The following is a 12871-nucleotide window of genomic DNA, read 5'->3' as shown; positions in this document are numbered from 1 at the left end:
GAAGGGCCGAACTCCGCGAGGTCGTCCCATGAACCGCTCATTGATCCTGTTGTCCCTGTTCGCCGCCACGGGCCTGGCCGCCTGCAACAAGCCCGTCGTCGTGGCCGTGCCCGTACCGGCGGAAACACCCGCACCGGTGGCCGGCCCTCCCGGACCGGCTGGCCCCGCCGGCGGCACCGGCGCCACGGGCAATACCGGCAGCACCGGAGACACCGGCAGCACCGGCGCCACGGGTTACACCGGTGCGACCGGCAGCACCGGCGACACCGGCAAGACGGGGGGCAGCACCACGGTGATCGTGGTGCCGCCGGCTGCGTCGGCGCCCTCGAACTGAGCCCGCGTCGCCCACTCCCCCCTCACTCCAGGAGCCACCCCATGGCCACCCAGCCCAGCGCTCACATCGAGCCCTCTTCGCACTCGACCGAGCAGGTCGACGAGTTCCTGCGCCACGTCGAGGGCCATGTCGACCCGGCCGTGGGCGCGGGCTCGCCTGCCATCAAGCCGAACAAGGATCTCGGCGAGGACGGCAAGCCCGTCACCGATACGCAGGACAACCAGAGCATCTGAGCCGGGGCGCAGGCGCGCCCCGTTCCGATCAGAACTTCACCAGGATGTCTTCGTGCCGCACGATGAACTGGCAGGCCAGCCGCCAGGGCGGCGGCCTGTCGTTCGTCTCGGCGTCGTCGATCTGCGCCTGCGTGATCTTGCCGGCGTAGCGCAGCACCGTCTTCTCCTTCTCGGTGAGCGCCATGCCGATGGGCGCCTTGCCCGACAGCACGCTCACCTGGATCAGGCAGGAGCCGCACTCGCCGTTCTCGCAGTCGGACTCGAGCGGCACCTTGTGCTTCTTGGCCACCGACAGCAGCGTGTGGGTGTCGCCCGCCACCGCGTAGACGGTGAGGTCGCGCTGCATGCGCGGCGAGGTGAATGTGACGTTCGCCATGGCCGCGCCTATCGGATGATGTCGTACGAGTAATCGGTCTTGCCGGGCACGATGGTGTTCGCGTCCAGCGTCTCGAAGAACTCGTCGAGCAGCATGGTCAGCAGCCACAGCGCACCGTTGTAGCCCCAGGTCGGGAAGCGGTGGTAGTGGTGCCGGTCGAAGATCGGGAAGACCAGGCGGATCAGCGGCGTGCCGCAGTCGCGCTCGAGGTACTTGCCGTAGGTGTTGCCGATCAGGAAGTCCACCGGCTCGGTGTGCAGCAGCGAGCGCATGTGCCACAGGTCGCGCTTCGGGTAGACCTTGCAATTGGCGCCGTAGGGCGAGCTGTCGAACAGCGCCTGCACCTTGTTCGCCCAGTCTTCGCCGCCATTGGTGGCCAGCACATGGGCCGGCTCGGCGCCGAGCTCGAGCAGGAACTCGCTGTAGCCGAGCATCTGGTCCGGGTCGCCGTATAGCGCGTAGCGCTTGCCGTGCAGGTGGGCCTGGCTGTCGGCCATCGCGTCGACGAGCTGGCCGCGCTCCTTCTCGAGGATCGCGGGCACCGGCTTGCCGGTCAGGCGCGAGATCGCCATGATGAAGCGGTCGGTGCCGGCCACGCCCACGGGCGCGTTGAGCACCACCACCTCCTGGCCCTTCTCGGCCAGGTACTTGGCGGTCTTCTCGCAGCAGTACTCCTGGAACACGATGGTCGCCTTGGCGTGCAGCGCCGCCTCGACCTCGGCCTTGGTGGTGCCGCCCTCGTACATGCGGAACTCGCCGTCGGTGGGCGTGTTCCACACCTCCGACGGGTCGCAGACGATGTTCACCTTCGCGCCGAACAGGTCGAAGATGCGCTTGATCTCCTTCATGTTGCCGACCACGAAACCGTCGAAGCCGCCGATGAAGTTGATGCTCTCATCGGGCACGCGCACCAGCGGTTCGGTGGTCTTGGCCTTGCCGTCCCAGAAGTGCTGCAGCACGCCGAGCAGCGCGTTGTCGTAGCCGGTGACGTGGCTGCCCACGAAGGCCGGCGTGTGCGCGAAGGGCACGTCGAACTCGGCGGGCACGCTGCCCTTTTCCTTGCTCGTCTTGATGAAGGCGTTCAGGTCGTCGCCGATCACTTCCGCCATGCAGGTGGTGCTGACGGCGATCATCTCCGGCTTGTACAGGTTGTAGGCGTTGGCCAGGCCGTCGACCATGTTGTTCAGGCCGCCGAACACGGCCGCGTCTTCCGTCATCGACGAGCTGACGCAGGAGGTCGGCTCCTTGAAGTGGCGGCTGAAGTGGCTGCGGTAGTAGGCCACGCAGCCCTGCGAGCCGTGCACGAAGCTCAGCGTCTTGTGGAAGCCGTTGGCCACGTACACCGCGCCCAGCGGCTGGCAGGCCTTGGCCGGGTTGACGGTGAGCGCCTCGCGGGCGAAGTTCTTGTCCTTGTATTCCTTGCTCTTCGTCCAGTCGCGGATCTCCGCGACCTTCACGTCGGAATGGTTGAACTCAAAGTTCGCCTTCTTGTCGGCAAAGATCTTCTGGTACTCCGGCTCGCGGAACAGCAGTTCGTGGTCGATGACCTTGTCAGCTGATTGGGGCATGGTGTTCTCCTGGCGTGAGGGTTGAGGCTTACGCTGCGTTCTTCCACGGGGCCTTGGCGAGCTTCCAGACCGGCGAGCTGATCGCCATGTCCATGTCGCGCGCGAAGATCGCGAAGCCGTCGTAGCCGTGGTACGGGCCGCTGTAGTCCCAGCTGTGCATCTGCCGGAACGGCACGCCCATCTTCTGGAACACGTACTTCTCCTTGATGCCCGAGCCGATCAGGTCCGGCTGGATCTTCTCGACGAACTTCTCGAACTCGTAGCCGGTCACGTCGTCGTAGATCAGCGTGGCGTCGCCGATGTAGTGCGTGGTGCGCTGGTAGTCGTCGTTGTGGCCGAACTCGTAGCCGGTGCCGACCACCTTCATGCCCAGGTCTTCGTAGGCGCCGATCACGTGGCGCGGGCGCAGGCCGCCGACGTAGAGCATCACCGTCTTGTCGAGCAGGCGCGGCCGGTACTTGGCGATCACCGCGTCGACCAGCGGCTGGTACTTGGCGATCACCGCCTCGGCGTTGGCCTTGATCTTGTCGTCGAAGTGGCTGGCGATCTCGCGCAGGCTGGCGGCGATCTTGGTCGGGCCGAAGAAGTTGTACTCGACCCAGGGGATGCCGTACTTCTCTTCCATGTGCCGGCTGATGTAGTTCATCGAGCGGTAGCAGTGGATGAGGTTGAGCTTGGCCTTGGGCGTGTTCTCCAGCTCGGCGATGGTGCCGTCGCCGGACCATTGCGCGATCACGCGAAGGCCGATCTCCTCGAGCAGGATGCGCGAGGACCACGCATCGCCACCGATGTTGTAGTCGCCGATGATGGTGACGTCGTAGGGCGTGCTCTCGAACTCGGGGCGCTTGCTGCCATCCATCTTGTCGAACACCCAGTCGCGGATCGCGTCGTTCGCCAGGTGGTGGCCGAGCGACTGGCTGACGCCGCGGAAACCCTCGCAGCGCACCGGCACGATGGTGTGGCCTTCATATTCCTTGGACTTCTTCTTCGACACCGCCTCGATGTCATCGCCGATCAGGCCGATCGGGCACTCGCTCTGGATCGAGATGCCCTTGTTCAGCGGGAACAGGTCCTGGATCTCGTCGATGATCTTGTCGAGCTTCTTGTCGCCACCGAAGACGATGTCCTTCTCCTGGAAGTCGGAGGTGAACTGCATCGTCACGAAGGTGTCGATGCCGGTGGTGCCGATGTAGTAGTTGCGGCGCGCAGCCCAGCTGTACTGGCCGCAGCCCACCGGGCCGTGCGAGATGTGCACCATGTCCTTGATCGGGCCCCACACCACGCCCTTCGAGCCGGCGTAGGCGCAGCCGCGGATGGTCATCACGCCGGGCAGCGACTTGATGTTGGACTTGACGCCGCAATCCGGCTTGCCTTCCTCGTACTGGCCGAGGTGCTTGGCACGGCGCTTGGCCATCTTGTCGGGGTAGGCCTTCAGGACCTCGTCGATCAGGGCCTTGTTGACGGCCTTGCGCTCTTCAACGGTCATGGACATGGGAGAACTCCTCAGGGTGTGTCAGGCTGCCGAGGTGGGGTGGCGCACGACGCGCCACCCGCCCTCGTGTCGTGCTTTGCGTCAGGCCGCAGCGGCTTCGGCGGCGAGTTCAGCGGCGGACTTGCCCACCAGCGACTCGTCGACCGTCTTCATGATCCCGTGCTCCATCAGCAGGTCTTCCAGCTGGTCCATGGTGATGGGGGTGGGGATGGTGCCGTTGCCCGCGTTGGCGTGGATCTTGGTGGCCAGGTCGCGGTACTCCTGCGCCTGCTTGGAATCCGGCGCGTACTCGAGCACGGTCATGCGGCGCAGTTCGGCGTGCTGCACGATGTTGTCGCGCGGCACGAAGTGGATCAGCTTGCTGCCCAGCATCTTGGCCAGCGAGTCGGCGAGTTCCAGTTCCTTGTCGGTCTGGCGCTCGTTGCAGACGAGGCCGCCCAGGCGCACGCCGCCGCTGTTGGCGTACTTCAGGATGCCCTTGGAGATGTTGTTGGCCGCGTACATGGCCATCATCTCGCCCGACATGACGATGTAGATCTCCTGCGCCTTGTTCTCGCGGATCGGCATCGCGAAGCCGCCGCACACCACGTCACCGAGCACGTCGTAGGAGACGTAGTCGACGCCGTCGTAGGCACCGTTCTCTTCGAGGAAGTTGATCGAGGTGATCACGCCGCGGCCGGCGCAGCCGACACCCGGCTCCGGGCCGCCGGACTCGACGCAACGGATGTCGCGGTAGCCGATCTTCATGACGTCTTCGAGCTCGAGGTCCTCCACCGAGCCGGCTTCGGCCGCGAGCGAGAGGATGGTGTCCTGCGCCTTGGCGTGCAGGATCAGGCGGGTCGAGTCGGCCTTGGGGTCGCAGCCGACGATGAGGATCTTCTGGCCCATCTCGGAGAGGGCGGCCAGCGTGTTCTGCGAGGTGGTGGACTTGCCGATGCCACCCTTGCCGTAGAAGGCGATCTGCCGAAGTTTTGCCATTTGTTTGCTCCAGTTGATTCGGTTGAGAAGTTGACGATGCGGGAACGTTCGTCGCGATCTCTATGCAGCCTTCGGTGCCTTGTGGGTCTTCTTATGGAAGGTCCCTCGGGGCCTGACATGGGGTCCGCGCAGCCTTCTCTTCGCAATGCGCGTGCCACCCCCTTTTGACTTGATTCAAGTGCTTGTTTTCACGAGGTAAATGCACGATTTCGCGGTCGCCGCGGGGGCCTTGTTCGATTGTTCGAAACACGACAAACCCGGACGCGATGCGACGCGTGCGACCTCACCCACCGAGCGCTTCACCGGGCGTCGTTCGCGCATCGATGAAGGTGGTACGGCGGTTGCTCTTGGAGCGTTCATGAGCGCCCTGCCCGTCGTCGCCGCGAACCCCAACCCGCACTTCCAGCGGCTGGGCGGCGAGGCGGCCGTGGCCAGGCTGGTCGACGCGTTCTATCGTGCGATGGACCTGCGCGACGATGCCCGCGCCATCCGTGCCATGCACGACGCCGACCTCGCCGAAACGAAGGCCGTGCTGCGCCTCTACCTGGCCGAATGGCTGGGCGGCCCGAAGCGCTACACCGCCGAGCGCGGCCAGCCGCGGCTGCGCCGCGTGCATGGTCCCTTCGCCATCGACGCGGGGGCGCGCGATGCGTGGCTGGCCTGCATGCGCCAGGCGCTCGACGAGATCGGCACCGAGGCCGCGCTGCGCGACGAGCTGCTCGCCGCCTTCGCCAAGGTCGCCGATCACTTGAAGAACACCGACACCGATTCAACCCACCGGAGCCACTGATGAGCACCACCCTCGCCGAACCCGGACTCGCGTCCACCGCCTTCGCCCGCCTCGAGTCCGAGGGCCGCCTGCTCAACCCGGTGCTAAAGGCACCGACGAAGAAGCCGGGGCGCTACGGCTTTCGCGGCGAGCTCGCGCTGCGCTTCGCCGCCAAGCTCGCCGACGAGGCGCGCCCGCCCGAGCTGACCTGCGACCAGGTGATTGCGGTGGCGCAGGTCGGCGACCCCAAGCTGCCCTTCTTCGCCGGCTACCTGCTCAGCTTCGAGCACCTGAAGGACGTGGCCGAGACGCTGGGCGACACGCTGTCGGCCGGCGGCAAGTACTTCCTCTTCTGCAACAACATCGACCTGAGCAAGAAGTACCAGGTGCCGCTCAAGGGCGCGATGTTCTACGTGCTGCCGATCGACGAGGCCACCGTCTACAACGAGCTGCTCGAACTGCTGTACCTCGAGAAGGCCGAGCTGAAGAAGCTCGACACCGCCGGCAAGACCGACCGCGTGGCCGACGCCGCGCTGAAGTTCGACATCACCTTCGACACGATCACCTACGACGAAGGCCTGAAGCTGATGGGCCCGGTACGCAACCCGAACGAGAACCGGCCCGTGTGAGCCTCGAAGGCGACCGTGAAGCCGACCCGGCGCGCTGGTACACGACCAACCTGGTCGGCGTGCCCGCGCCGCTGCTGGCGAGCACGGCCTTCAACGCGCACCCTCAGCCGCTGCACATCGCCGGCGCGCGCGAGTGCAACCCCGGCCTGTTCGCGCTGCTGCAGCGCAGCCGCGATGCCGACGAGGCACGTGCCGTGTTCGCGCACTACATGAGCCTGGCCTTCGGGCTGGTGCGGCCTTCCGACGAGGAGCGTGGCGAACCGCCGCCCGACCGGCGCCGCTGGCGCTCCAGCTACCTCAAGCTGCTGCAGGGCTGGGGGCTCGATTCGAACGGGCCTTCGGGCGCCGTGCTCAAGGGCTGGGTGGAGAGCCGCTTCGGCCTCGTGCCCAGCTTCCACGGCGCACCGCTGGCGCGCTTCCCGTCGCCGGCCTGGGTGGCCTACCTCGAGCAGAAGGGGGCCAGCCGTTACCACAACAACAGCATCTTCCAGCAGCTCGACCTGCTCTACGAGTTCTGCCAGTGGATGCTCGCACGCTTCGCGCTGCTCGGCAGCGGCACGCACGCCACGCTGTGGCGCGGCAGCACACGCTGCGAGGAGCAGATCGCCGCCGGCTCGCTGCGCGAGCGGCACTGCACCGTGAGGCTGAACAACCTGGTGTCGTTCAGCACCACGCGCGACGCGGCGCAATGCTTCGGCGACTGGGTGCTCGAGGCGCGCATCCCGCAGTGCAAGCTGCTGCTCGTGCCCGGCCTGCTCAACACGACATCGCTGCACGGCGAGGCCGAGGTGCTGGCGATCGGCGGCGACTGCGAGGTCGAGGCGCGGTATGACTGACCACGGCTCGCTGCTCGACAAGGCCCTGGGCGCCTACCTCGGCCTGGCCCTCGGCGACGCGCTCGGCGCGACGGTGGAGTTCATGACGCCGCGTGAGATCAAGCACCGCTTCGCCGCGCAGGGCGGCGTGCACCGGCACATCGTCGGCGGTGGCTGGCTCAAGCTGGCGCCGGGGCAGGTGACCGACGACACGACCATGAGCCTGGCGCTGGGCGAGGCGCTGCTGCGCGGCCAAAGCCTGGGCCGGCCCTTCGACACGCAACTCATCGCCGAGGCCTTTCTCGCCTGGTGGCGCGGCAAGCCGGTGGACTGCGGCAACACCTGCCGGCGTGGCATCCTGCGCTTCCTGCAGCAGGGCAGCCTGAGCGGCGAGCCGAATGACGGTGATGCCGGCAACGGCGCGCTGATGCGCAACCTGCCGGTGGCGCTGGCCACGCTGGGCGACGACGCGGCCTTCGAGCGGGTGTCGCTCGCGCAGGCGCATGTGACGCACCACCATCCGCTGTCGGACGCCGCGGTGCTCGGCATCGGCCAACTGCTGCGCGATCTGCTTTCCGGGGTCGACGCGGCTGCGCAGGCGCGCCGCATCGAGGCCTTCGTCGCCGCGCAGCCGACCTTCGCCTTCCGGCCCTACCCCGGCCGGGCCAGCGGCTACGTGGTCGACACCGTGCAGACGGTGCTGCACTGCTTCGCGTCGCACACTGACTTCGAGGCCGGCGTCACGGCGGCCGTCAACCTCGGCGACGACGCCGACACCACCGGCGCGCTGGTCGGCATGCTGGCCGGCGCGCGCTGCGGCGCGCAGGCGCTGCCCGGCCGTTGGCTGGGCCGGCTGTCGCGCACCGTGGTGCGCGACATCACCGACCAGGCCAGCGCGCTCGTCGCGCTGTCGCTGGACCGCCAATCCCTTCCATTGCCCTCGTGAGGACGCCATGCCCCTGTACGACTACCGATGCAGCGCCTGCGGCCAGCAGTTCGAACTGCTGGTGCGCAACAGCACCGTGCCCGCCTGCCCGCACTGCGCCACGACGGCGCTCGAGCGACTGGTGTCGCTGACCGCGCCGCAAGGCACCAGCCAAGCCATCATTGCTGCGGGGCGGCGCGCTGCGGCCAAGCAGGGACACTTCAGCAACTACAGCAAGAGCGAGCGGGCGAAGGTGTCGAAGTAGCGGCGCAGGGAGGTTGCGGGGTCTGCGGGCGGCTCTCGACAAGGAGCGGTCACTGTCCGGTGTTCGCTGCCTGGCAGATCCAGTCTGGCTTCTGGTTCGACATCGTCATCGCCCGCGAGGGTAGTGCCCGTTGGACTTGCCACCCTCTTCCAGCACTTCCAGAGGAACGGGCACCAGGTCCCAGACGATGCGCAGCCAGGACAGGATCTTCAGCATCAGGTAGGTCAAGTCCAGTTCGTACCAATAGAAGCCGCTGCGGGCCGAGCTCATGTATCGATGATGGTTGTTGTGGAAGGCGCCGCCGAGAATCGGGATTGCCAGCAGCCACGCGTTGGTGGTGGTGTCCTTGGTCTCAAAGCGGCGGTACCGGAACCAGCCAGGCTCTACGCCGTGAAGCCCCGTGTTGAGCAGGAAGGCTGCCTGCTGCGAAAGAACCATGCTGACGAAGAAGGTCCACACCACGGCGCTTGCGCCCAGTCCCTTTGCCCCGAAGAACGCGGTGTATTGACCCACGCAGAACGTGGCGATGAGCAGGCCGAGTGGAAAGAAGTAGTGGTACTTGTTCAGCCAGACCAGCTCGGGGAATCTGGCCAGGTCTCGAGCTTGCGTGAGGTCCGTGTCCAGAGCGCGCTGGCTCAGCAGCCAACCGAAGTGTGCGTGCCACAGCGAGTGGAAGCGAGGCGAGTGCTGGTCCAGAGGACTAACGTCGGAATACTTGTGATGGGCGCGGTGGTGAGTCGCCCACCAGATAACGCCACGCTGACCGCTGAGCGCTGCCAGCAGTGCAAGGATGAACTGAAACGTTCGCGACGTCTTGAAGCTTCGGTGCGAGAAGTAGCGGTGTGAGCCGGCCTCCCAGCTGAACACCCGTATGAAGTACAAAGCCACGGCCGTCCAGAGTACCGTCGAAGTGAGCGGAACGAAAAACACACCCAGGCAGGCCAGGTGGACGATGACTGCGCGAATCTTGAATGCTCGCAGGCTCTCAGCGCGCTGAAGAGGGGGCGGAACTGCATTCGCCATGGCTGAGCTTTCGAAGTATGGACTTTCGACGCCGCGGACCCTAGCAGAATACGTCGGCTTGAGCCGGTCGAGACGTCAGGAGCAGCCGCTCAAGCAGGCTCGCTTGGTGGTCTGGCGTCGAGCGACCGGTGTCGAGTGCGAAAGTGCCGGAAGAGGTTGCCGACGATCAACGACCGCATTTCGTGCCCGGAGTCACTCAGGCCTTCGACAGCGAGTGACGCTGACCAGTGTGCTGCAGCCGCGAATACTGGCCCGCCGCGTCAGGTCTTCAGCTTTTTGCCGAGCACCTGCTCGACCTTCGCTGTCTTGGCCTGGAGCCTGCCCGATGGGCCGTCCCGCCAGTCCACTTTGAGAGGCACGCCAATGCGACTGCATCCTGATGCGCGAAGCTGGTCGAAGCAGGCTTTGACGACGGCGAATGATTCATCCCACTCGCCTTCGAGGATCGTGCCCATCGGCGTGAGCTGACAGGGCAGGCCGCTGCGGGCCCCGTCGGCGCCACTCCGCCAGCACGTCGGCCAGCCGATCGTGCTGGCCGGCGTCCAAGTCATCGCGGCTCAGCAGCAGTGCCATGGCGGCGACAGGCGCAAGGGCCATGGGAGCAACCGAACGGCGGCCCTCGAGGGAATCCTTCAATGCCAGCAGCTTGCGTTCGCGGCGCGCGGACTCGAACGCCGGCGGCGTCGGCAGGTCCCAGGCGGTCTCGATCTGCAGCAACAGGTCGTCGACGTCAGGTGCCGCATCGGTGCCGTCCGCCTGCGCAAGTCCGGCGCGGCGGCGTATCGCATCTTCCAACGGTGCCGGCAACGCGGGCAGGGTCGACCATGACGCAGCGGTGGCCGCAACATCGAGCGCATCACCCTCGGCAATCATTTGCTCGCGCGCCTTGCACAGCGCCAGCTTGGCATCGAGCGCATCACAGGTGGCCTGCCATGCACGTTGATCACCCTCGGTCGAGCACTGCCGCAGACCCTCGCGGGCGGCGCGGAATTGAGCCTCGAGCGCATCGGCACGGTCACGCGGCGCCGGCCCGCAGCGCTGCCAGGCGGCGTCGACCTCGGTCAACGTACGGCGTTGAGTCGCCGGGCTGTCCCCAGGGCGAGGTCGCAGGCGCTCGATCAGAGCCGTGCGCTCTGCGGCATGGGCCTCGAACTCGGCTTCGCGTGCGGAGTAGGCCGCCTCGCGCGCAGCGAAGGCGGCGTCGATCGCAGTCTTGAACTCGGACCACAGGGCCTGCTCGTGGGCGCGTGCCAGCGGCAGTGCCTTCGCATGCCGCTGCCATTCGGCCTGCAGTGCGCGCACCTCGCCCACCAGGTCGCGGCCGCGCCCGGGCGCGCTGCCGGCGAGAGCGCGGGCGCGCCCCACGAGTGCCTGGCGCTGCGCGCCGGCGGCGGCGCGTGCGGCCTCCAGCGGCGCCTCCACGCGGCGCACCGCCGCCTCCATGCGCTCCGCCAGCGCCGCGCGCGCCTGGCGCGGCACCGTGTGCTCGAGCGGACCCAGCTTGCGCCATTCGGCATGGAACCGGTCGAGTGCCGTTGCCAGTCGACGCGGATGGTCGAATCCTGGGGCGGGCGGCTCGGTCTGAGTTTGCGGCTGTGCGGCGTCGTCCGGCAGGTTCACCTCGTCTGGCGAAGCCGCTGGCTCGGAGGCGGTGGTTTCGCCCACCGCTTCGAGGATCTCGAGCAGCTGCTGGCGAGCCGAGAGATTGGCCTCGCGCGCCGCGCGCTGCGCCGCGACATGCGCGGCCACCGGCTCGCCGGCCGACTGCAAGGCTGCGTCGAAGCGCTGCCACAGCGCGCGACCTCCCGTTCCAGGGCCACTCAGGCTGTCGATCTCCTTCCAGCGCTGGCGCAGAGTCTGGATGACTTCGGCGCGCTGGCGGATCGAGAGCCGAGCGACTTCTGCGACAACCGCTCCGTCAGCCTCCGCGTTCCCATCGACTCGGCCGTCATCGCCGACCGTCGCGGCCGCCAGGGCCTCGGCCTGCTGCACAAGCTCGTCGCGCGCGCGCCCGCCGGCCCAGTGCTGCCAGCCGCGCAACTGCGCCAGCCGCGCCTGAGCCATTGCGATTCGGGTCTGAACTGCAACGGGTGCATCGGCACCTTGAAGCTGCTCGTCGATGCCCATCAGATGGCGGTGGGCGTCGGCCAGCTGCCCGGCGTCGAGCGCCGTCTCCGCCTGCGCCACGCAGTCGGCCAGGGCCAGAGTCTGTTGACCCTTGCGCGCACGCTGACGCTCGCGGTCCTCCTCGCGCCGTTGCGACCGCCTGGCCTCCCGCACCTGCTCGCAGGCCTGTTGCCAGCGAGCATGCCGGCTCTGCAGCAGCGCCGCCAGATGCAGATCGGTCAGTGGCGGGAGCGCCTGCCACTGCCGCTGCGCGTCACCCATCGCCGAGGACGTGATGGCGCGGTCCCCGTTGGCGTCTTCGCGAGCACCGTCTGCGGATTCGGCGTTCGAATCGTCACCCGGCCCGGTCACCACACGCGATTCCTCGGCAGTGCTGGGCATGGCCTCCGCCGAGCCGGCCAGCAGCCGATCGAGTACGGCCAAGTGGACGTCGAGCGCGATTGCGCTGCGGATGGCGTGCTGCAACTCGGCCAGCGCGCGGTCTGTGGCCGGGTCCGCCTCGCCGTCCGGCTGCAGCGCACCTTCCACGCCGCGGGCTGCGTCCGTCGCGACTGCAAGGCGCTCTCGACCTTGCGTGCCCGCCGCGGCCTCGGTGCATGCCGCCTGCAACTGCCGCTGGGCGGCCGTGGCGTCGGCTTGCCAGCGCCGGCGCTGCAGCTCGATGTCGGCGCGCTCGCGCAGTTGCGCCGCCAGCTGCGCCGTCAGCGCTGTGAAGTCGTCGCGCAGGGCCGGTTCGACCGCCTCGGCATCAAGCGCTAGCCAGGCGCGGTCGAGTTCAACGAGGCGATTCACCGGCACCTCTGTCATTGCTGCCAGACCTCGGGCGCTTTCGAGCAGCCGCCCGGCGTGCTCGCGGGTCTCGCGCTGCGCCACCGTCGCCTGCAGACGCTGTTTGGCGAGTTGGTGGACGCGGCGGTCGTGACCGCGAAATTCCCGCTCGGCCAGTCTCAGCGCCGGTTCCCCGGTGAGGGCCTCGACGGCGGCTTGCTTGAACTGGAGGGGTGTCGCCGCGCTTCGTGCCAGGGCCAGCAGCGCATCGTTGTCTCCGCGCGCCAGCGCAAGCGCGGCCGTCCAATCCACGTCGGTCGCCGATCCGTTCGCGACCTGACTCGTTGTGACCGTGGCGGGTGCCGACCCGGTCTCGATGCCCTTCTTCCTGAAAATCCAGCCAAGCATGCTCGTGCCCCTGCGCGCCATTGCGGCGCCGATCAGGCATTCTCTTCGCAAGTGACGCGGCGACCGGCCTTCTGCGTGACGGTTCGGCCAAATGAACAGCGGCCCGTCTGCGCCACAGACGTGTCCGCGAAGGGTATCTTGATTCCGGGGCTTGCTTTGCA

General features: G+C 67.4%; 14 protein-coding genes. 7 read left to right on the top strand and 7 right to left on the bottom strand.

Annotated elements, in window-relative coordinates:
• Positions 1-28: 28 nt before the first annotated feature.
• Both HZ992_RS24545 and HZ992_RS24540 read left to right on the top strand, forming a co-directional pair.
• Positions 29-334 carry a collagen-like protein gene (locus tag HZ992_RS24545; RefSeq protein WP_209384451.1) on the top strand — a complete coding sequence of 102 codons (306 nt, stop codon included), beginning with the start codon at positions 29-31 and terminating at the stop codon, positions 332-334.
• 41 nt (positions 335-375) lie between these two features.
• Positions 376-567 carry a hypothetical protein gene (locus HZ992_RS24540; protein ID WP_209384450.1) on the top strand — a complete coding sequence of 64 codons (192 nt, stop codon included), beginning with the start codon at positions 376-378 and terminating at the stop codon, positions 565-567.
• A 28-nt stretch (positions 568-595) separates the two neighbouring features.
• Here the strand turns inward: HZ992_RS24540 and HZ992_RS24535 are convergent, their stop codons facing one another.
• The 4 genes from HZ992_RS24535 to nifH form a co-directional block, all read right to left on the bottom strand.
• Complete coding sequence (locus HZ992_RS24535; protein ID WP_209384449.1) at positions 596-943, bottom strand: 2Fe-2S iron-sulfur cluster-binding protein; 348 nt, start codon at positions 941-943, stop codon at positions 596-598.
• A gap of 8 nt (positions 944-951) precedes the next feature.
• Positions 952-2511 carry a nitrogenase molybdenum-iron protein subunit beta gene (gene nifK / locus HZ992_RS24530; RefSeq protein ID WP_209384448.1) on the bottom strand — a complete coding sequence of 520 codons (1560 nt, stop codon included), beginning with the start codon at positions 2509-2511 and terminating at the stop codon, positions 952-954.
• Between the two features lie 28 nt (positions 2512-2539).
• Positions 2540-4003, bottom strand: a complete 1464-nt coding sequence (nifD, locus tag HZ992_RS24525) for a nitrogenase molybdenum-iron protein alpha chain (RefSeq protein WP_209384447.1) — start codon at positions 4001-4003, stop codon at positions 2540-2542.
• 81 nt (positions 4004-4084) lie between these two features.
• Positions 4085-4981, bottom strand: a complete 897-nt coding sequence (gene nifH / locus HZ992_RS24520; protein ID WP_209384446.1) for a nitrogenase iron protein — start codon at positions 4979-4981, stop codon at positions 4085-4087.
• Positions 4982-5339: 358 nt separating this feature from the next.
• On the opposite strand from nifH, the gene HZ992_RS24515 reads away from it, so the two are divergent.
• From HZ992_RS24515 to HZ992_RS24495, 5 genes are read left to right on the top strand one after another with little or no spacing between them, the layout of a single operon-like run.
• Complete coding sequence (locus HZ992_RS24515; protein WP_209384445.1) at positions 5340-5771, top strand: group II truncated hemoglobin; 432 nt, start codon at positions 5340-5342, stop codon at positions 5769-5771.
• Complete coding sequence (locus tag HZ992_RS24510) at positions 5771-6379, top strand: hypothetical protein (protein WP_209384444.1); 609 nt, start codon at positions 5771-5773, stop codon at positions 6377-6379. The genes HZ992_RS24515 and HZ992_RS24510 overlap by 1 nt, the downstream gene beginning before the upstream one ends.
• A complete protein-coding gene (locus HZ992_RS24505; protein WP_209384443.1) occupies positions 6376-7215 on the top strand; it encodes an NAD(+)--dinitrogen-reductase ADP-D-ribosyltransferase in 840 nt (279 codons plus the stop codon). The genes HZ992_RS24510 and HZ992_RS24505 overlap by 4 nt, the downstream gene beginning before the upstream one ends.
• Entirely contained in the window at positions 7208-8140 is a 933-nt protein-coding gene (draG, locus tag HZ992_RS24500; protein ID WP_209384442.1) for an ADP-ribosyl-[dinitrogen reductase] hydrolase, read from the top strand. The genes HZ992_RS24505 and draG overlap by 8 nt, the downstream gene beginning before the upstream one ends.
• A gap of 7 nt (positions 8141-8147) precedes the next feature.
• Positions 8148-8384, top strand: coding sequence for an FmdB family zinc ribbon protein (locus HZ992_RS24495; RefSeq protein WP_209384441.1), 237 nt, complete (start codon positions 8148-8150; stop codon positions 8382-8384).
• A 105-nt stretch (positions 8385-8489) separates the two neighbouring features.
• Here the strand turns inward: HZ992_RS24495 and HZ992_RS24490 are convergent, their stop codons facing one another.
• The 3 genes from HZ992_RS24490 to HZ992_RS24480 form a co-directional block, all read right to left on the bottom strand.
• Positions 8490-9407, bottom strand: a complete 918-nt coding sequence (locus HZ992_RS24490) for an acyl-CoA desaturase (protein ID WP_209384440.1) — start codon at positions 9405-9407, stop codon at positions 8490-8492.
• A gap of 260 nt (positions 9408-9667) precedes the next feature.
• Entirely contained in the window at positions 9668-9862 is a 195-nt protein-coding gene (locus HZ992_RS24485; RefSeq protein ID WP_209387312.1) for a thiamine-binding protein, read from the bottom strand.
• Entirely contained in the window at positions 9831-12710 is a 2880-nt protein-coding gene (locus tag HZ992_RS24480; RefSeq protein WP_209384439.1) for a DUF349 domain-containing protein, read from the bottom strand. Before HZ992_RS24480 ends, HZ992_RS24485 begins: the two co-directional genes overlap by 32 nt.
• Positions 12711-12871 lie beyond the last annotated feature (161 nt).

This window comes from Rhizobacter sp. AJA081-3, from assembly GCF_017795745.1.
In the GTDB taxonomy this organism is placed as follows: domain Bacteria; phylum Pseudomonadota; class Gammaproteobacteria; order Burkholderiales; family Burkholderiaceae_C; genus Piscinibacter.
Note: the sequence above shows the minus strand (reverse complement) of the source record. Positions and strands in the feature narration are given on the sequence as shown.

Bases quoted from the DNA above. Each gene is read 5' to 3' on its own strand.
- HZ992_RS24545 (WP_209384451.1), top strand. From the start codon at position 29: ATGAACCGCTCATTGATCCTGTTGTCCCTGTTCGCCGCCACGGGCCTG.
- HZ992_RS24540 (WP_209384450.1), top strand. From the start codon at position 376: ATGGCCACCCAGCCCAGCGCTCACATCGAGCCCTCTTCGCACTCGACC.
- HZ992_RS24535 (WP_209384449.1), bottom strand. From the start codon at position 943: ATGGCGAACGTCACATTCACCTCGCCGCGCATGCAGCGCGACCTCACC.
- nifK (WP_209384448.1), bottom strand. From the start codon at position 2,511: ATGCCCCAATCAGCTGACAAGGTCATCGACCACGAACTGCTGTTCCGC.
- nifD (WP_209384447.1), bottom strand. From the start codon at position 4,003: ATGTCCATGACCGTTGAAGAGCGCAAGGCCGTCAACAAGGCCCTGATC.
- nifH (WP_209384446.1), bottom strand. From the start codon at position 4,981: ATGGCAAAACTTCGGCAGATCGCCTTCTACGGCAAGGGTGGCATCGGC.
- HZ992_RS24515 (WP_209384445.1), top strand. From the start codon at position 5,340: ATGAGCGCCCTGCCCGTCGTCGCCGCGAACCCCAACCCGCACTTCCAG.
- HZ992_RS24510 (WP_209384444.1), top strand. From the start codon at position 5,771: ATGAGCACCACCCTCGCCGAACCCGGACTCGCGTCCACCGCCTTCGCC.
- draG (WP_209384442.1), top strand. From the start codon at position 7,208: ATGACTGACCACGGCTCGCTGCTCGACAAGGCCCTGGGCGCCTACCTC.
- HZ992_RS24495 (WP_209384441.1), top strand. From the start codon at position 8,148: ATGCCCCTGTACGACTACCGATGCAGCGCCTGCGGCCAGCAGTTCGAA.
- HZ992_RS24490 (WP_209384440.1), bottom strand. From the start codon at position 9,407: ATGGCGAATGCAGTTCCGCCCCCTCTTCAGCGCGCTGAGAGCCTGCGA.
- HZ992_RS24485 (WP_209387312.1), bottom strand. From the start codon at position 9,862: ATGGGCACGATCCTCGAAGGCGAGTGGGATGAATCATTCGCCGTCGTC.
- HZ992_RS24480 (WP_209384439.1), bottom strand. From the start codon at position 12,710: ATGCTTGGCTGGATTTTCAGGAAGAAGGGCATCGAGACCGGGTCGGCA.